14 protein-coding genes are annotated in these 17273 nt (G+C 56.2%); 9 read left to right on the forward strand and 5 right to left on the reverse strand.

Annotated elements, in window-relative coordinates:
* Positions 1–10: 10 nt before the first annotated feature.
* Positions 11–2086: a glycogen debranching protein GlgX gene (gene glgX / locus VF709_RS17345; protein ID WP_029883305.1), complete on the forward strand. Its 2076-nt coding sequence runs from the start codon at positions 11–13 to the stop codon at positions 2084–2086.
* Positions 2087–2088: 2 nt separating this feature from the next.
* Here glgX and VF709_RS17350 read toward each other — a convergent pair whose 3' ends face one another.
* Positions 2089–2637 carry a winged helix DNA-binding protein gene (locus tag VF709_RS17350; protein WP_013096572.1) on the reverse strand — a complete coding sequence of 183 codons (549 nt, stop codon included), beginning with the start codon at positions 2635–2637 and terminating at the stop codon, positions 2089–2091.
* A gap of 215 nt (positions 2638–2852) precedes the next feature.
* On the opposite strand from VF709_RS17350, the gene VF709_RS17355 reads away from it, so the two are divergent.
* From VF709_RS17355 to VF709_RS17365, 3 genes are read left to right on the forward strand one after another with little or no spacing between them, the layout of a single operon-like run.
* Positions 2853–3575: a DUF969 domain-containing protein gene (locus VF709_RS17355; RefSeq protein WP_013096573.1), complete on the forward strand. Its 723-nt coding sequence runs from the start codon at positions 2853–2855 to the stop codon at positions 3573–3575.
* Positions 3572–4558 carry a DUF979 domain-containing protein gene (locus tag VF709_RS17360; RefSeq protein WP_013096574.1) on the forward strand — a complete coding sequence of 329 codons (987 nt, stop codon included), beginning with the start codon at positions 3572–3574 and terminating at the stop codon, positions 4556–4558. Before VF709_RS17355 ends, VF709_RS17360 begins: the two co-directional genes overlap by 4 nt.
* A gap of 23 nt (positions 4559–4581) precedes the next feature.
* Positions 4582–5577: a DUF2891 domain-containing protein gene (locus VF709_RS17365; RefSeq protein ID WP_057072336.1), complete on the forward strand. Its 996-nt coding sequence runs from the start codon at positions 4582–4584 to the stop codon at positions 5575–5577.
* Between the two features lie 36 nt (positions 5578–5613).
* Here the strand turns inward: VF709_RS17365 and VF709_RS17370 are convergent, their stop codons facing one another.
* Positions 5614–7023 (reverse strand): MFS transporter, encoded by a 1410-nt coding sequence (locus tag VF709_RS17370; protein WP_149896698.1) that lies wholly within the window; start codon positions 7021–7023, stop codon positions 5614–5616.
* Between the two features lie 117 nt (positions 7024–7140).
* On the opposite strand from VF709_RS17370, the gene VF709_RS17375 reads away from it, so the two are divergent.
* The gene (locus VF709_RS17375) at positions 7141–8052 is read left to right on the forward strand and encodes a LysR family transcriptional regulator (protein WP_038419461.1); all 912 of its coding nucleotides are present in this window, start codon (positions 7141–7143) and stop codon (positions 8050–8052) included.
* On the opposite strand, the gene VF709_RS17380 is transcribed toward VF709_RS17375, so the two are convergent.
* Positions 8020–9477, reverse strand: a complete 1458-nt coding sequence (locus tag VF709_RS17380; protein ID WP_440232056.1) for a Cu(+)/Ag(+) sensor histidine kinase — start codon at positions 9475–9477, stop codon at positions 8020–8022. The two genes, VF709_RS17375 and VF709_RS17380, sit on opposite strands and share 33 nt — an antisense overlap.
* Positions 9467–10150, reverse strand: coding sequence for a copper/silver response regulator transcription factor (locus tag VF709_RS17385; RefSeq protein ID WP_038419457.1), 684 nt, complete (start codon positions 10148–10150; stop codon positions 9467–9469). Before VF709_RS17385 ends, VF709_RS17380 begins: the two co-directional genes overlap by 11 nt.
* Positions 10151–10312: 162 nt before the next feature.
* On the opposite strand from VF709_RS17385, the gene VF709_RS17390 reads away from it, so the two are divergent.
* Genes VF709_RS17390 through silA form a run of 4 tightly spaced genes read left to right on the forward strand, consistent with a single transcriptional unit; the run spans position 10313 to position 16471 of the window.
* A complete protein-coding gene (locus VF709_RS17390) occupies positions 10313–11698 on the forward strand; it encodes an efflux transporter outer membrane subunit (RefSeq protein ID WP_149896697.1) in 1386 nt (461 codons plus the stop codon).
* Between the two features lie 27 nt (positions 11699–11725).
* Positions 11726–12067: a cation efflux system protein CusF gene (gene cusF, locus VF709_RS17395; RefSeq protein ID WP_020688657.1), complete on the forward strand. Its 342-nt coding sequence runs from the start codon at positions 11726–11728 to the stop codon at positions 12065–12067.
* Between the two features lie 11 nt (positions 12068–12078).
* Entirely contained in the window at positions 12079–13320 is a 1242-nt protein-coding gene (locus VF709_RS17400) for an efflux RND transporter periplasmic adaptor subunit (protein ID WP_038419453.1), read from the forward strand.
* A gap of 10 nt (positions 13321–13330) precedes the next feature.
* Entirely contained in the window at positions 13331–16471 is a 3141-nt protein-coding gene (gene silA / locus VF709_RS17405) for a Cu(+)/Ag(+) efflux RND transporter permease subunit SilA (protein ID WP_149896695.1), read from the forward strand.
* A gap of 27 nt (positions 16472–16498) precedes the next feature.
* Here silA and VF709_RS17410 read toward each other — a convergent pair whose 3' ends face one another.
* The gene (locus VF709_RS17410; protein ID WP_095455219.1) at positions 16499–17074 is read right to left on the reverse strand and encodes a hypothetical protein; all 576 of its coding nucleotides are present in this window, start codon (positions 17072–17074) and stop codon (positions 16499–16501) included.
* Positions 17075–17273: the final 199 nt, after the last annotated feature.

Raw genomic sequence — 17273 nt, forward strand, 5'->3', positions numbered from 1 at the left:
GAGAACGAAAATGGCAAAGGAAAATACGTTTGACATACGGGCCGGTCATGGCCAGCAGCTGGGCGCAAATTATGACGGGAAAGGGGTTAACTTCGCGCTTTTTTCAGCTCACGCCGAGCGGGTGGAGCTCTGTCTGTTTGATCCCTCCGGTAAAACGGAAATCGCCCGTCTGGAGCTGCCGGAATATACCCACGAGATCTGGCACGGCTATGTGCCCGACCTCCAGCCCGGCGCGCTGTATGGCTATCGCGTCTACGGGCCTTATGATCCGGAAAACGGGCATCGCTTTAACCCGCATAAGCTGCTTATCGATCCCTATGCCCGTGAACTGGTGGGCGATATCGACTGGAATGATGCCCATTTTGGCTACGAACTGGGTCATGATGCGCTGGATCTAAGCTTTGACACGCGGGACAGCGCGCCGTTCACTCCAAAATGCAGGGTTATCGATCCGAATGCGTTTGACTGGCAGGACCATCAGCGGCCAGCGATCCCCTGGCCGCATACCGTGGTCTATGAGAGCCATGTGAAAGGCTTTACCCAGCTCAACCCGGCGATACCGCCCGAGCTGCGCGGCACCTTTGAAGGCATGGGGCATAAAGCCTCGGTCGATTACATCAAAAGTCTGGGTATCACCGCCGTCGAGCTGCTGCCGGTTCACTGGTTCCCGGACGATCAGCACCTGCTGGACCGCGGCCTGAAGAATTTCTGGGGCTATAACACGCTGGGCTTTTTTGCGCCCGCGTCACGCTATTACGGCCCGGCGGGGATCCAGGGTTTTCGCGATATGGTCCGCGCCTATCATGACGCGGGTATCGAGGTGATTCTGGATGTGGTCTATAACCACACGGCAGAGGGCAATGAGCTTGGCCCGACGCTCTCGTTCAAGGGTATCGATAACTACAGCTATTACCGCACCTTGCCGGATCAGCATCGCTATTACATCAATGACACCGGCACGGGGAATACGGTGAACACCTCACACCCGCGTGTGCTGCAGATGATCATGGATTCGCTGCGCTACTGGGCGGAATCGATGCATATCGACGGTTTTCGCTTCGATCTGGGCACGATACTGGGGCGCGAGCCAGAAGGGTTCGATCCGCGCGGCGGCTTCTTTGATGCCATGACCCAGGATCCGGTTTTATCAAAACTCAAGCTCATCGGTGAGCCCTGGGATATCGGCCCCGGCGGCTATCAGGTGGGCGGCTTCCCGCCCGGCTGGGGCGAGTGGAACGACAAATATCGCGACACCGTTCGTGAATACTGGCGGGGCGATAACGTCCCCACTGATTTTGCCGCCCGCCTGCTGGGCTCGGGCGATCTCTATGATTTACGCGGGCGTCGCCCGTGGGCCAGCGTCAACTTTATTACCGCGCATGACGGCTTCACGCTGAACGATCTGGTGTCGTACAACGAGAAACACAACGCCGATAATGGTGAAGAGAACAACGACGGGCATAACGATAACCGCGCGTATAACTATGGCGAGGAAGGCCCGACCGAGAACCCCGACATTATTGCCACCCGTGAACGGCAGAAACGGAACTTCCTCACCACGCTGTTGTTCTCCCACGGTACACCGATGCTGCTGGCCGGGGATGAGTTTGGCCGGACGCAAAAAGGGAACAACAACGGCTATTGCCAGGACAGCGAGATCTCCTGGATCAACTGGAAAGGGTTGTCAGAAAACGACGTCGCGCTGCGTGAGTTTACCCGGCACCTGATTGCGCTTCGCGCCAAACAACCGCTGCTGCGCCGGGAGAGCTGGCGAGACGGTCTTGAGATCCGCTGGTTTAACGCCGGAGGAGGACCGCAGCAGTCTGAGCAATGGGAGGAAGGCTCGACAATCGGCGTCTCCATCAGCCGGCCCGATCTTATCCAGGAGGAGGGGATCTGGCACGACGTGCTGATGCTGTTCAACCCGTTCGAAGGCGCCGTGTCGTTCCAGATCCCGCAGTTTGGTGAAGGAGGCTGGGTGCTGGAGCTCTCCACGGCGGGGGAGGTTGCCACGGGCGAGGTCATCACCCGGACCGTGGATTACGAACTGGCGGGGCGCAGTATTACTCTCTTCAGACGCCCGTGATGTCAAAGTGATGCCGCCGCCCGTGCGGCGGTGTCATACAGGGATGAAATGGTGCGCAGCAGCTGGGCGGTGTCACCGATAGCGGCACCCGAAATCCCGCTTTCGGCATGTATGTTGATCAGACACGCTTCGCGCACATCCCGGTATTTCATGCACAGTGCTTTTCCCGCCTCGGTGGTGGAGAAGAAAAGCTCTTTTCCTGCCTTTTCACTGGTGACGTAGCCCGCCTTGACCAGCTTTTTCAACGCGTAGGTCACCACGTGGGTGTCTTCCACGTTGAGCACAAAACAGATATCGGCCAGCTTCTTCTTGCGATTGCGGTGATTCACATGATGCAAAAGCGAGACGTCAAAGGCCCCCATATCCGGCTCACCGGCCGCGGTCATGCAGCGCACCATCCATTTATTGAACGCGTTACTGGTCATGATCAGCGCGTACTCCAGCTCCGATAGCTCCGCGCAGCGCTCGGAAACCAGATGGCGGGAGGAGACGATCCGGCCGTCGTTAATGTCGTCGTGATTCATTGATGCAGCACTTTTCTTCAGGGTCATAACGTTCCTTACGGGAGTGTGGCTGTTGCCCGGAAATGTAAACTCATCGATAAAATAAGAACATTTTATTGATAAATTGTTTACATGTTTTTGCGGTTCAGATATAGCTTTTTAACGCAGGTTTTCGAAGCCTGACGGAAAACACAACATCGCTCGCCGCAAATTAAAAAAATAGCCGTCGGCGCGCAACGCTCACTTTGGATAGGGTAACGTTTATGGACGGTTCTACACTGTTGCCGCTTATCGGGATCCCGGTGGTGGTTATTGGTTTTGCCCTGCGCTTCAACCCGCTACTGGTGGTCGTGGTAGCGGGGCTGACGACGGGTCTGCTGGTTGGGATGGATTTCGGCATGCTGCTGGAAACCTTCGGCGAGAAGTTCGTCAACAGCCGCTCTCTGGCTACATTCATTCTGATCCTGCCGGTTATTGGTCTGCTGGAATATTACGGTCTAAAAGAGCGCGCACAGGCGTGGGTGGCGAAGATCGCCAGCGCCACTTCGGCGCGTATTCTGATGATCTATTTTGTCGCCCGCGAGGGGACGGCCGCGCTGGGGCTGATGTCGCTGGGCGGTCATGCCCAGACGGTGCGTCCGCTGCTGGCACCGATGGCCGAAGGGGCGGCGCTGAACGAATACGGCGAACTGCCCCAGCATATTCGCGACAAAATCAAAGCCCATGCCGCCGCGTGCGACAATATCGCGGTGTTCTTTGGCGAGGATATCTTTATCGCCTTCGGGGCGGTGCTGCTGATCGACGCTTTCCTGAAGGAGAACGGTATTCAGGGTATTGAACCGCTGCATATCGGCCTGTGGGCGATCCCGACGGCGATTGCGGCATTGATTATTCATATGACGCGTCTGCTGAGGCTGGATGCCAGCATCCGCCGTGACGTGATGGCGTGGAAAGCCGGGCAGGGAACGCAGGAGATCGCGCCATGATGACACTGCTCACCATTAATCGCGTGTACTACCTGATTGGCTTCGTCGTGATGTTGCTGGTGGTCATGACCCTGCGCGATCGCGCCAACCCCAAACGTTTTACCACGGCACTGTTCTGGTTTCTGTTCGGTGGGATCTTCCTGTTCGGTGACCTGATGGTGCAGGAGCTGGGCCGCTCGCTGGCGTACCGGATCATTGGCGGCGCCGTGATTGTAATTGCCCTTCTGGCAGGCTTTGGGCTGGTCGGTAAAGGGCAGTACAAGATGGCCAGCGAGCCCGAGCGTATTGCCTCCTCAAACCGGCTGAAAAACTGGCTGTTTTTACCGGCCCTGATGATCCCGGTTGTGACGGTTATCGGCACGCTGTTCCTGAAAGGGGTGTCGATTGGCGGGGTTTACCTGCTCGATCAAAAACAGCTCACGCTGGCGGCGCTGTGCGTGGCCTGTGTGGCGGCCATCCTTACCGGCTGGTGGCTGACAAAAGGTACGCCACTGCATGCCGTCCGTCAGTCTCGCCGCCTGGTGGATACCATTGGCTGGGCGGTGATCCTGCCGCAGATGCTGGCCATGCTGGGCGGGGTTTTTGTGGTGGCCAATACCGGCAACTCCGTGCAGAAGGTAGTCAGCCTGTTTGTGAACCCGGACAGCCGCTTTATGCTGGTGGTGATTTACTGCGTCGGCATGGCGCTGTTCACCATGATCATGGGTAATGCCTTTGCGGCCTTCCCGGTGCTCAGCGCCGGTATCGCCTTGCCGTTCCTGATCCACGTGCATCACGGTAATCCGGCACCGCTGCTGGCGATTGGCATGTACGCTGGCTATTGCGGCACGCTGATGACGCCGATGGCGGCGAACTTCAACATTGTTCCCGCCGCGTTACTGGAGCTGAAAGACAAATATCAGGTCATTAAGATCCAGATCCCGACCGCGTTAACCCTGCTGGTGGTCAACGTGTTCTTAATGTATTTCCTCGTGTTTCGCTAAGCGTGGCAACCTAAGGAGCTGTGATGGAATTAACGCAACACCAGGCTGATGCTTTTGCCAGAATGCCTTTGACCTATCTGCGCCAGGAATACCCGAACCACATTATGCATCTGCTCAATGATGACGGGGACGTCCTGCCGCCGCGCGAACTGCATCCCATTTTTTATGGCTGTTTTGACTGGCACTCGGCGGTACACGGCTACTGGCTGCTGCTGCGCTGCCTGCGCCTCTACCCGGAACTGTCGTGCCGGGATGACATTATCACGCTGTTTGCCGACCATCTCACGCCAGAAAACGTGGCGCAGGAGCTGGCTTATTTCAACGCGCCGTTCCGCGCCTCGTTCGAGCGTCCGTATGGCTACGGCTGGCTACTGGCACTGGCCCAGGAGCTGAAACAGTCATCGCTGCCGCAGGCGGCAGGCTGGTATCAGACGCTTGCGCCGTTAACGCAGGACATTCGCAACCGTCTGGTGGATTACCTCAGTAAGCTGACGTACCCGATCCGGGTTGGCACGCATTACAACACCGCGTTTGCCCTCGCGCTGGGGATCGATTACGCCCGGGCGGTGGAAGATAACGAGCTGGAGAGTGCCATTCTGGAGGCGGCGACGCGGTTTTATCACGCGGATACCCAGTATCCGGCTCACTATGAACCGGGTGGTGATGAGTATGTGTCCGGCGCGCTCACAGAGGCTCTGCTGATGAGCAAGGTCGCGGAGAATTTCCCGGCCTGGTTCGACGCGTTTCTGCCGAATATCGGGGCTGTTTCAGCGCTGATGAACCCGGCAGAAGTGAGCGACCGTACCGACCCCAAAATTGCGCATCTGGACGGATTAAACCTCAGCCGCGCCTGGTGCATGAAGCATATTGCCAGTGCGCTGCCGGAGGATCATCCGGCGCAGCAGGCGCTGCGTGATGCGGTGGCGAAACACCTGAAGGCGAGCGTCGAGCATGTTGTCGGCAGCCACTACAGCGGTGGGCACTGGCTGGCGAGTTTTGCGCTGCTGGCGCTGGAGTAAATATGGGGGCAGCGTCGCAGGACGCTGCCCTGGCAATTATGCCGTAGCCTGTCGCGCGCGACGCAGTCGGCTAACGCTAAATAATACTGACGCAGTTGACGCGATCACCGCGATCCACAGCGCAATATGAACGGCACCGTCATCCAGCATTTGATGATCTGACCCTGCGGTCGCAGCCAGCAAAACTCCCACCACGGCGGCACCGAGACACTGGCCGAACGTTCTGACGATGGACAATACCCCGGATGCATAGCTGGCGTACTCCCGGGCAACGTTAGAGAGCATTTCACGGTTATTGGGGCTCTGGAAACAGCCAAAGCCGATGCCGCACACCAGGCTCCTGAGGCAGATATCCCAGGCAGAAGGGCGGGCAGGCAGCGTCGCCAGCAAAATCAACCCAACGACAAAAATCATCAGTCCAAGCGTGGAGATCAACGGGGCGGAGATCGTGTCTGCCCAACGGCCCGCGTGCGGCGCAATGAGTACGATACCTATCGGCCAGGGGGTGAACAGTAAAGCGGAGATCGCCGGGCTATAGCCGTACACGCTCTGAAACAGAAACGGCAGCGCGATAAAGGTAATGCCCTGACTCACAAACGAGGCCAGCGAGGTTAGCGCGGCGAGGGTAAACCGTCCGTTGCTGAATATCACCGGTGGCAGGATGGGGCTCCGGGCACGGCGGATATGCCAGACAAAAGCGATGAGGCTGACCGTAGCGACAAATGCCCAGCAAACGGTGCTGATGGCGTGCGCTCTATTCTCTACGCTGTTTGCCGCCATGATCATTGACCCCAGCAGGATCACGGACAGCAGGGCACCGGGCACGTCGAACGGGGACGTATCAGAGGCCGTCGCCCGCGGCAGCGCTTTCCAGGCCAGCAGCAGGGCAGCGGTACCGGGAATAATGTTGATCGCGAACAGCCATTGCCAGCTCAGTACGTCGAGTATTGTTCCGCCCAGCACAGGCGCAATGGCGGTGCTGGCGGCGATAAGCAGAGCGTGCAGCCCCAGAATGCGGCCAAGCAGCCGTCCCGGGAATACCGAGCGCAGGATCGCCGGGGCAATACTCAGCGTGGCCGCGCCGCCGATACCCTGCAAAATACGCATCCCGATCAGCATTTCCGGCGTTGTTGCCAGCGCGCAGCCGAGCGAGGTCAGGGTAAACGTAGCCAGTCCTGCCAGAAACACCGGGCGGTAACCCACCCGCGCGGCGAGTGCGGCGAAGATGGCTAACGTCATTGCCGCAGACAGCAGGTAACCGTTGGCGAACCAGACTGCGACATTCGCGGGCACCTGCATCGCGCTGGCCATTGATGGCAGGGCAATGTTGATCATGGTGCCATCGAAGACGCCCATCAACGTGGTGGTCATCACTGCAGCCATCACCCGGGCGCGTTCATGTCCCGGTAACCCTTCGTCGCCGGGTTGGTTTGAAAAGAGCGTCATCGTGTTATCTCCAGGCAAGAATGTTGATGACGACACTATAGTAATGGGTTATACAGGGCGGAAGACGCAGCATTTGCACTTATACGTTGCATCAAACGCCCTGTATGAGGAGGTTTTGTGACCGATCCTGATTTCAACTTGCTTGTCGCACTCGACATCCTGCTGGCTGAAGCCAGCGTGGCGGGGGCGGCGCGGCGTCTTAACCTGAGCACCTCAGCCATGAGCCGCACGCTGAGCAGGCTTCGTGAGGTCACCGGCGATCCGATTCTGGTGCGGGCCGGGCGTCAGATGGTGCTGACTCCGTGGGCCGAAGCCACCCGGGATCGCGCCCGACATGCGCTGCATGAGGCAAGGGCGGTGCTACAGCCTTCAACGGACACCTTCCGGGCAGAAAATCTTGAACGTGTGTTTACCGTCAGAGCCAATGATGGCTTTGTGGTGGCGTTTGGCCCGTTGCTGATTGCGGCCGTTGCGGAAGCAGCGCCGGATGTCTGCATCCGCTTTGCCCCAAAACCGGAGAAAACGTCGCGTTATCTGCGGGAGGGGCTGGTTGACCTGGAAATTGGTGTGCAGAGCAACATGGGGCCCGAAATTCGTCTGCAGCGGCTCTTTGAGGACCGCTTTGTAGGCGCGGTGCGCAAAGGGCATCCGCTGGCGGCGCTGCCAGCAGTCAGCCTTGAGGATTATGTCGCCTGGGGTCATGTGGTGACCGCGCCAAATGGCTCATCACACGGTTTTGTTGATGATGCCCTGGCCGCGCGGGGGATGAAACGCAAAATCGCCAGCGTGGTGCCCGGTTTTCCGACTGCGTTATCCGTGGCGCTGGCGTCCGATCTGATTGCGATGGTCCCGGCGTTGTATCTGCTGAATCAACCGATGAGCGAGAATGTGCACATCTTTGAACTGCCGTTCAACACCCGGACCATTACCGTATCTCAGATGTGGCACCCGCGGATGGAACAGGATCCGGGCCACCGGTGGCTCAGAGAGAAGGTGCTAGCGGTGTGCCATCAGTCGCGGCACCGATAATATAAAACGGGTCGACACAGCATCGGATTCCACACGCACGTTGCCGTGATGCGCGGTGATGATGGATTTCACAATCGCCAGGCCGATCCCGCTGCCTTCGCCTTTTCGCTGTCTGGACGGATCCACCCGGTAAAAGCGGTCGAACAGCCGGGGCAAATGTGCTTCAGGGATCGGCTTGCCGGGGTTGGCAACGATCAGCTTGCACACGTTTTCCTTTTCACTTACCGACACGGTCACCGTTTCTCCGTCCGGCGTATAGCGCAGGGCATTGGAGAGCAGGTTATTGATGGCTCTCCGGAACATCTGCGGATCGCCGTCTATCAGGCAGGGCGTGCCGTTAAAACGCAGCGTGATATGGCGTTCTTCCGCCCAGGCTTCGAAGAAATCAAAGACTTTCATCACCTCTGCGCTCAAATCAAAGGTTACCCGGTCAGGGATCAGCTGATTATTATCCGCCTGGGCCAGGAACAGCATATCGCTGACCATTCGGGTCATCCGGTTGTACTCTTCAAGGCTTGAGTACAGCACATCCTCCAGCTCTTTCGGCGAGCGGTTCTGGCTTAACGCAATTTCCGTTTGCGTTACCAGATTGGTGATCGGGGTTCTGATCTCATGGGCGATATCGGCAGAGAAATTTGCCTGACGGGTAAAGACATCCTCAATTTTTTCAATCATGTGGTTAAACGAGATCACCAGCTGCTCCAGCTCAACCGGCACCCGCGACGGCTCAAGCCTCGCATCCAGATTCTCTGAGGTGATATTTTTTATCGCATTGCTGACGTTACGCAGGGGCAGGTGTCCCTGACGTACCGCGATGCGAATGAGCAGAATAATCAGCAGGCTGATCGCCACCGCGATGGCAATCAGGTTCTTTTTCAGCGCCTCGAGGTAGTGAAGATGAAAATTAATGGAGAGGCCGATCAGCATGACATAGTGTTGTTCTTTTCCCTGCAATGTCGCCGTGCCGGACGAGGCGATAATCCGGTATGTTTCCATCTTCATGTCGGACCCGGCGTGCATCGCCTTGCCAGCATCCTCCACTGACCAAAGAAACACATCCTGCGCGCGGCGATGGGCGCTGAAATCCGCGGTATTCACCGCTGGCCGGATGGCCTCGCCCTGTGAGCTGAAGAGCACATTGCCACGGGGATCGAGCAGCAGGACGGCAACGTTGCGATAGCTGGCCAGCGACTCTTTGATTTTGCTGATTTTCTTTTCATCCGGATCCGCAGGTGACTGCAGTATGCGGTGCATGGCGCGGCTGATTTGTTGCAGATCGCTGATATCCTGCTCAGCAAAGTGCTTTTTAACGGAGTGGAGCATAAACCAGGTAAACGCGAAAAAAGCCAGAATGGTGGAGAGGCTGATAAAGAACGTCAGGCGCAGAGCCAGGGAGAAGGGGCGTCTGGCGGGCTTACTCTGCATCCGGAACCTCCAGCATATAGCCCACGCCGCGCACCGTCTGGATCAGCTTCGGTTCGTAATCGATGTCGATTTTGGCGCGTAACCGCTTCACCGCGACGTCAATCGCGTTGGTGTCGCTGTCGAAATTCATATCCCAGACCTGCGCGGCAATCAGCGAGCGGGGCAGCACTTCACCCTGATGGCGAACAAAAAACTCCAGCAGGCTGAACTCCTTGCTGGTGAGCAGAATGCGGTTTCCGGCGCGGTTTACCTTCCTTGATACGAGGTCGATGCTCAGATCTGCCACCGTAAACTGGCTCTCGGCGATCACCGTATTGCCGCGTCGTAACAGCGTTCTGACCCGGGCGAGCAGCTCAGCAAAGGCAAAGGGCTTAACCAGGTAATCATCCGCCCCCAGTTCCAGGCCTTTCACCCGGTGTTCAATGGTGCCGAGAGCCGACAGCAACAGGACCGGCATTCCCTTTCCGGCAGAGCGGAGCATGCGGATGATATCCCAGCCGTTCACATCAGGAAGCATGATATCCAGAATGAGCAGGTCATAATCGGCGGTCATGGCGAGATGGTAGCCGGTCAGGCCGTTGTCAGCGCGATCCACCACAAACCCCGCTTCCGTAAGCCCTTTGCTGAGGTACTCACCGGTTTTAATTTCGTCTTCAACAATCAATATTTTCATCACGCTTCCCCGACTGGCTGCTCAGCACATTCTATTGCACCCGCGACCGTTAACAATGACTTACGCCATAAATGACAACATTGTCATTATCCTGTCACCCGTCAAACAGGACGCGTTCAGTAGAGTAGCCCTAAAAATACTCTGGAATTCATCTGAACCGCTATGTTCCTGCTAAAACGACTAAGCATCACTACGGTATTTATCCTGACAGGATGCGTCTCGCTGGCCCCTGAATACCAGCGCCCGACGTCACCGGTACCCCAGCAGTTTTCGCTGTCGCGTAACAGCCTGACGCCCGTGGAGGGCATGTATCAGGACACCGGCTGGCGCAACTTCTTCGTCGATCCGCAAATCGCGGGATTGATTACAGAGGCCCTGAAGAACAACCGCGATATAAAAATGGCCGCGCTGAAGGTTGAAGAGGCCCGGGCGCAGTTCAACGTGACGGATGCGGATCGTTATCCTCAGCTGAACGCCTCCTCGGGCGTCACTTACAGCGGGGGGCTAAAGAGTGACAAACCCACCTCACAGCAGTACGACGCGGGACTTGCGCTTAGCTACGAACTCGACTTTTTTGGCAAGCTAAAGAACATGAGCGATGCCGACCGACAAAACTTTTTCGCCAGCGAAGAAGCTCGTCGTGCCGTGCATATTTTGCTTGTCGCTAATGTGTCCCAGAGCTATTTCAACCAGCAGCTGGCCTACAAACAGCTGCGTATCGCGCGGGATACGCTGTCAAATTATCAGCAGTCTTACGCCTTCGTTGAGCAACAGCTGGTGACGGGCAGTACGAACGTGCTGGCGCTGGAACAGGCCCGGGGGCAGATCGAAAGCACCCGGGCAGAAATTGCCAAAAGAGAGGGGGAGCTGGCACAGGCCAATAATGCCCTGCAGCTGGTCCTCGGAACGTATCGCGTGCTACCGGGCGACGGCGGAATGAACGCCAGCGATATTGCGCCGGTAATACTGCCGCCCCATCTTTCATCGGCAATATTGCTGCAGCGCCCGGATATTATGGAGGCGGAGTATCAGCTTAAAGCGGCCGATGCGAATATTGGCGCGGCGCGCGCTGCCTTTTTCCCGTCCATCTCCCTGACCAGCGGGCTTTCAACGGGCAGCACGGAATTATCTGGCCTCTTCACGTCCGGCAGCGGCATGTGGAATTTTATTCCCAAAATAGACATTCCCATTTTTAATGCGGGCAGGAATAAAGCCAACCTGAAGCTGGCCGAAATTCGCCAGCAGCAGTCGGTTGTGAATTACGAACAAAAAATTCAGTCCGCCTTTAAACAGGTCGCCGACGCGCTCGCACTGCGGGACAGCCTCAGCCAGCAACTTGCTGCGCAACAGCGGTATCTTGATTCGCTAAACATCACCCTGCAGCGTGCCAGAGGGTTATATACCCGCGGTGCGGTCAGTTATATCGAAGTATTAGACGCGGAACGCGCGCTGTTTTCCACGCAGCAAAACATTCTCGACCTTATTTATGCCCGACAGGTTAATGAAATTAATCTCTTCACCGCGCTGGGCGGCGGTTGGGTCGAATAACCTCAGTTAACTCAACAGGAAAATAATATGCGTAATTCAATGAAGGCCGTTGTATTCGGTGCGATCTCCATGATGTTTTCTGCCGGCCTGCAGGCCGAGGTTCATCAGCACGCAGAGATGAGTGCTGCCAGCGAAGGGGCCACAGAGCAGGTTGTCTCCGGGACTGGCATCGTGAAGGACATTGATCTCACAAACAAAAAGGTAACGATCGCTCATGAAGCCATCCCGGAAATTGGCTGGCCCGCCATGACCATGCGTTTCACCTTTACTGACGCAGACGAAAGTATTAAGGCCGTAAAAGTCGGCAACCGCGTGAAATTTTCTTTTGTGCAGCAGGGCAATATCTCTTTACTCAAAAGCATTAAATAGCGAGACACGGCATGGCATCGTTAAAGGTTAAATATGCTGCAATGATAATCGGCAGCCTTCTTGCGGGAGGGCTGATTGCAGTGACGGCGTGGCAGTATATTTATGCTGCCGAAAAAACAGAAAATACCCCGCCGGAACGAAAGGTGCTTTTCTGGTATGACCCGATGAAGCCCGACGTTAAATTCGATAAACCCGGTAAATCGCCGTTTATGGATATGGATCTGGTCCCTAAATACGCGGATGAGAATGACGATAAAAACGGTGCCGGTATCCGTATTGATCCGACGCAGGTTCAGAACCTGGGATTAAAAACGCAAAAAGTGACCCGCGGCACGCTGAATTATGCCCAGACCATCCCGGCCAACGTCAGCTATAACGAATATCAGTTTGTGATTGTGCAGGCACGATCCGAAGGCTTTGTGGAGAAAGTGTATCCCCTGACGACAGGCGATCGTGTGAAGAAAGGCACCCCGCTCATCGAGATTACTATTCCGGAGTGGGTGGAAGCGCAGAGTGAGTTCCTCCTGTTGTCCGGCACCGGTGGCACGCCCACGCAGCTGAAAGGGGTGCTTGAACGGCTTCGTCTGGCAGGCATGCCGGAAGCGGATATTCAAAGGTTACGATCGACCCGCACGGTCCAGACCCGGTTTACCATCAAAGCCCCCATTGACGGGGTGATCACCGGCTTTGACCTGCGTACCGGGATGAATATTTCGAAAGATAAGGTTGTGGCACAGATTCAGGGGATGGATCCGGTGTGGATCAGCGCGGCCATACCTGAATCCATCGCGTATCTGCTGAAAGACTCCTCGCAGTTTGACATTTCGGTCCCGGCGTACCCGGATACATCGTTTCACGTTGAAAAATGGAACATTTTGCCAAGCGTCGATCCTGCCACCCGTACGCTGCAGGTTCGCTTGCAGGTTTCCAACAAAGACGAACGGCTTAAGCCGGGCATGAATGCATATCTGAAGCTGAACACCCAAAGCCAGGAGATGCTGTTGATCCCCTCCCAGGCCGTTATCGATACGGGTAAAGAACAGCGGGTCATCACCGTTGACGCGGAAGGGCGGTTTGTGCCGAAGCAGATCCACGTTCTGCACGAATCCCAGCAGCAGTCCGCCGTAGGATCCGGCCTCAACGAAGGAGAGTCGGTGGTGGTTAGCGGTCTGTTCATGATTGATTCCGAAGCCAATATTACCGGTGCGCTGGAGCGTATGCGTCAGCCTGAAAAGAGTCATTCAGGCCATTGAGGAGACGACGATGATTGCATGGATTATCCGGCGCGCTGTCGCCAACCGTTTCCTGGTGATGATGGGGGCGCTGTTTCTTAGCGTCTGGGGAACATGGACCATTATCAATACGCCGGTGGATGCCTTACCCGATCTGTCTGATGTTCAGGTGATTATTAAAACGAGTTACCCCGGCCAGGCACCGCAAATTGTCGAAAACCAGGTGACGTATCCGCTCACCACTACCATGCTGTCGGTGCCGGGTGCGAAGACCGTGCGTGGGTTTTCACAGTTTGGTGATTCCTATGTGTACGTCATTTTTGAAGACGGGACCGATCTCTACTGGGCCCGCTCGCGCGTTCTGGAATATCTCAATCAGGTTCAGGGGAAGCTGCCTGCTGGTGTCAGTACAGAAATTGGGCCAGACGCTACGGGCGTGGGCTGGATCTTTGAATATGCGCTGGTGGATCGCAGCGGAAAACACGACCAGTCCGAACTGCGTTCCTTGCAGGACTGGTTCCTGAAATTTGAGCTGAAAACCATCCCGAACGTGGCGGAAGTGGCCTCGGTCGGCGGGGTGGTAAAGCAGTATCAGATCCAGGTCAATCCGCTGAAACTGGCGCAATACGGCATCAGTCTGGCTGACGTGAAGCAGGCTCTGGGATCCTCTAATCAGGAAGCAGGGGGCTCATCGGTCGAAATGGCGGAAGCAGAGTATATGGTCCGGGCCAGCGGTTATCTTCAGACCATTGATGATTTCAATAACATCGTCCTGAAAACCGGCGAGAACGGAGTACCGGTTTATCTGCGTGATGTTGCTCGCGTACAAACCGGACCTGAAATGCGGCGCGGGATCGCCGAGCTTAACGGCCAGGGAGAGGTCGCGGGCGGCGTGGTGATCCTGCGTTCGGGTAAAAACGCGCGTGAAGTGATTACCGCGGTAAAAGATAAACTGGAGACGCTGAAGGCCAGCCTGCCGGAAGGTGTTGAGATTGTTACCACGTACGATCGCAGCCAGCTGATTGACCGGGCCATTGATAACCTGAGTTATAAACTGCTGGAAGAGTTTATTGTGGTGGCCATCGTCTGCGCGCTGTTTCTCTGGCATGTGCGGTCTGCGCTGGTGGCGATTATCTCTCTGCCGCTAGGCCTGTGTATTGCCTTTATCGTCATGCATTTCCAGGGGCTGAACGCCAATATTATGTCCCTGGGCGGGATCGCCATTGCCGTGGGAGCGATGGTGGATGCCGCCATCGTGATGATTGAAAACGCGCATAAACGGCTTGAGGAGTGGGATCATCAGCACCCTGGCGAGCAGATTGATAACGCGACCCGCTGGAAGGTGATCACTAACGCCTCCGTTGAAGTTGGCCCCGCGCTGTTTATTAGCCTGCTGATCATCACCTTATCGTTCATCCCTATTTTTACCCTCGAAGGTCAGGAAGGGCGTCTGTTTGGTCCACTGGCCTTTACCAAAACGTACGCCATGGCAGGCGCAGCCGCGCTGGCCATTATCGTCATTCCCATTCTGATGGGCTTCTGGATCCGGGGGAAAATTCCTGCCGAGAGCAGTAACCCGCTGAACCGGCTGCTGATTAAAGCCTATCATCCGCTGCTGCTGCGGGTGCTTCACTGGCCAAAAACAACCCTGCTGGTGGCGGCCTTGTCGATCTTCACGGTTATATGGCCGCTGAGTCAGATGGGCGGCGAGTTTCTGCCGAAGATCAACGAAGGCGATCTGCTGTATATGCCATCAACACTGCCGGGCGTTTCTCCGGCTGAAGCGGCTGCGCTGTTGCAGACCACGGACAAGCTCATCAAAACCGTTCCTGAAGTGGCGTCTGTGTTTGGCAAGACCGGTAAGGCAGAGACAGCAACGGACCCCGCACCGCTTGAAATGGTGGAAACCACCATTCAGCTGAAACCCGAGGATCAGTGGCGACCCGGGATGACGATTGACAAGATTATTGAAGAACTCGATAAAACCGTCCGTCTGCCCGGTCTGGCTAACCTCTGGGTGCCGCCGATCCGTAACCGCATCGACATGCTTTCTACCGGGATTAAAAGCCCAATCGGTATCAAGGTGTCAGGCACCGTTCTGTCGGATATCGACGCCACGGCGCAGAGCATTGAAGCGGTCGCCAAAACCGTACCCGGCGTGGTGTCTGCTCTTGCAGAGCGGCTGGAAGGCGGGCGTTACATTGATGTGGATATTAATCGTGAAAAAGCGTCCCGCTTCGGTATGACGGTGGGGGATGTGCAGCTGTTCGTCTCCTCCGCCATTGGTGGCGAGACAGTAGGGGAAACGGTTGAGGGCGTGGCTCGGTACCCGATCAATATCCGTTATCCTCAGGACTACCGGAACAGCCCACAGGCTCTGAAAGAGATGCCGATCCTGACCCCGATGAAGCAGCAAATCACGCTGGGGGATGTGGCGGACATACGTGTCGTTTCCGGCCCGACGATGCTTAAAACGGAAAATGCCCGACCAACCAGCTGGATCTATATTGATGCCCGCGGCAGGGATATGGTGTCGGTGGTCAATGACCTTAAGACGGCCATCAGCCAGAACGTGAAGCTGAGACCGGGAACCAGCGTGTCGTTCTCCGGTCAGTTTGAGCTGCTGGAACATGCCAATAAGAAACTGAAGCTGATGGTGCCGATGACGGTGATGATTATTTTCATTCTGCTGTATCTGGCATTCCGCCGCGTTGATGAAGCCTTGCTGATCCTGATGAGTTTGCCGTTCGCCCTTGTCGGGGGGATCTGGTTCCTGTACTGGCAGGGCTTCCATATGTCTGTCGCCACCGGCACCGGGTTTATTGCCCTGGCCGGGGTGGCCGCCGAGTTTGGCGTGGTGATGCAGATGTATCTGCGCCATGCCATCGAAGCGAACCCGGCCTTATCCCGACGGGAGACATTCACCGCACAAGCGTTGGATGAAGCCCTGTACCATGGTGCGGTTCTGCGTGTCCGACCTAAGGCGATGACGGTGGCGGTTATTATTGCGGGTCTGCTGCCCATACTCTGGGGAACCGGCACGGGGTCAGAAGTTATGAGTCGGATCGCCGCGCCGATGATTGGCGGGATGATAACAGCGCCGCTGCTGTCGCTGTTTATCATTCCGGCGGCGTATAAGCTTATCTGGCTGCGCAGGTATAAAAAGCAATAAACAGACCCCGCCAGAGATGGCGGGGTTTTACGTTTTACGAGTCTGGTGCAAAAGTTTACGCCAGGCACGATTGTGCAGGGTAAAGAGCAGCATCTTATAGAAAGAAGTAGAGTGGATGCAGTAACCGCTGAGCAGCAGCATAGAGATGCTTATCAGCGCCGCGATGAGACTGACGCCCGGAACACTCGCACCGCTTAGCGCAGTCAGCAGATAGACTGACGTTAACACAAGGCTCATAACCGCCAGCGTAAGATGCACCTGCACGGCACGCATGAGGCCTTTGCCAATCAGAAACATCGTCATGCCATTGATGCCTGAGAACAGCAGGGCGATCAAAACCACCCATATAAATACGCTTTCTTCAGGTTGCCCGAGGGCGGCGCTGACGTTGTAACCCAACCACAGCTGCGGTATCCCAAAACTGACGATCACCCCAAGGGTACTGAGAACAGCTGGAATGCCCATGGTATAGCATCCCGTGGGTGTCCCGATCAGTTCGGCCAGTTCCGCTTTTAACTGTTGCAGTTGTGCAGTATTGGCCTTGCTGATTCTTACCGCCAGGTCGTTACAGTGGTTTAGTCGACGATATAGTGCTTTAATCATTTGAATATAATGACATAAACGTCATCAGCCCGTCATGCGAAAGAGGTTCAGCCATATGAGCTGCGAGCACTGCCGTGAACTCTGTGTTAAGTACGTTATCCGGACGCCCGATCAGTTACGAAAAGCAATTCGTATTGCCAGAAATGCAATCAACGAAGGGATGTTGTCAGAAGTTCTGACAAAGGACGACTGGAATCAG

The organism is Enterobacter sp. Lyrl_3 (genome assembly GCF_051948675.1).
Classification (GTDB): domain Bacteria; phylum Pseudomonadota; class Gammaproteobacteria; order Enterobacterales; family Enterobacteriaceae; genus Enterobacter; species Enterobacter cloacae.

Bases quoted from the DNA above. Each gene is read 5' to 3' on its own strand.
- glgX (WP_029883305.1), top strand. From the start codon at position 11: ATGGCAAAGGAAAATACGTTTGACATACGGGCCGGTCATGGCCAGCAG.
- VF709_RS17350 (WP_013096572.1), bottom strand. From the start codon at position 2,637: ATGACCCTGAAGAAAAGTGCTGCATCAATGAATCACGACGACATTAAC.
- VF709_RS17355 (WP_013096573.1), top strand. From the start codon at position 2,853: ATGGACGGTTCTACACTGTTGCCGCTTATCGGGATCCCGGTGGTGGTT.
- VF709_RS17360 (WP_013096574.1), top strand. From the start codon at position 3,572: ATGATGACACTGCTCACCATTAATCGCGTGTACTACCTGATTGGCTTC.
- VF709_RS17365 (WP_057072336.1), top strand. From the start codon at position 4,582: ATGGAATTAACGCAACACCAGGCTGATGCTTTTGCCAGAATGCCTTTG.
- VF709_RS17370 (WP_149896698.1), bottom strand. From the start codon at position 7,023: ATGACGCTCTTTTCAAACCAACCCGGCGACGAAGGGTTACCGGGACAT.
- VF709_RS17380 (WP_440232056.1), bottom strand. From the start codon at position 9,477: ATGCAGAGTAAGCCCGCCAGACGCCCCTTCTCCCTGGCTCTGCGCCTG.
- VF709_RS17385 (WP_038419457.1), bottom strand. From the start codon at position 10,150: ATGAAAATATTGATTGTTGAAGACGAAATTAAAACCGGTGAGTACCTC.
- VF709_RS17390 (WP_149896697.1), top strand. From the start codon at position 10,313: ATGTTCCTGCTAAAACGACTAAGCATCACTACGGTATTTATCCTGACA.
- cusF (WP_020688657.1), top strand. From the start codon at position 11,726: ATGCGTAATTCAATGAAGGCCGTTGTATTCGGTGCGATCTCCATGATG.
- VF709_RS17400 (WP_038419453.1), top strand. From the start codon at position 12,079: ATGGCATCGTTAAAGGTTAAATATGCTGCAATGATAATCGGCAGCCTT.
- silA (WP_149896695.1), top strand. From the start codon at position 13,331: ATGATTGCATGGATTATCCGGCGCGCTGTCGCCAACCGTTTCCTGGTG.
- VF709_RS17410 (WP_095455219.1), bottom strand. From the start codon at position 17,074: ATGATTAAAGCACTATATCGTCGACTAAACCACTGTAACGACCTGGCG.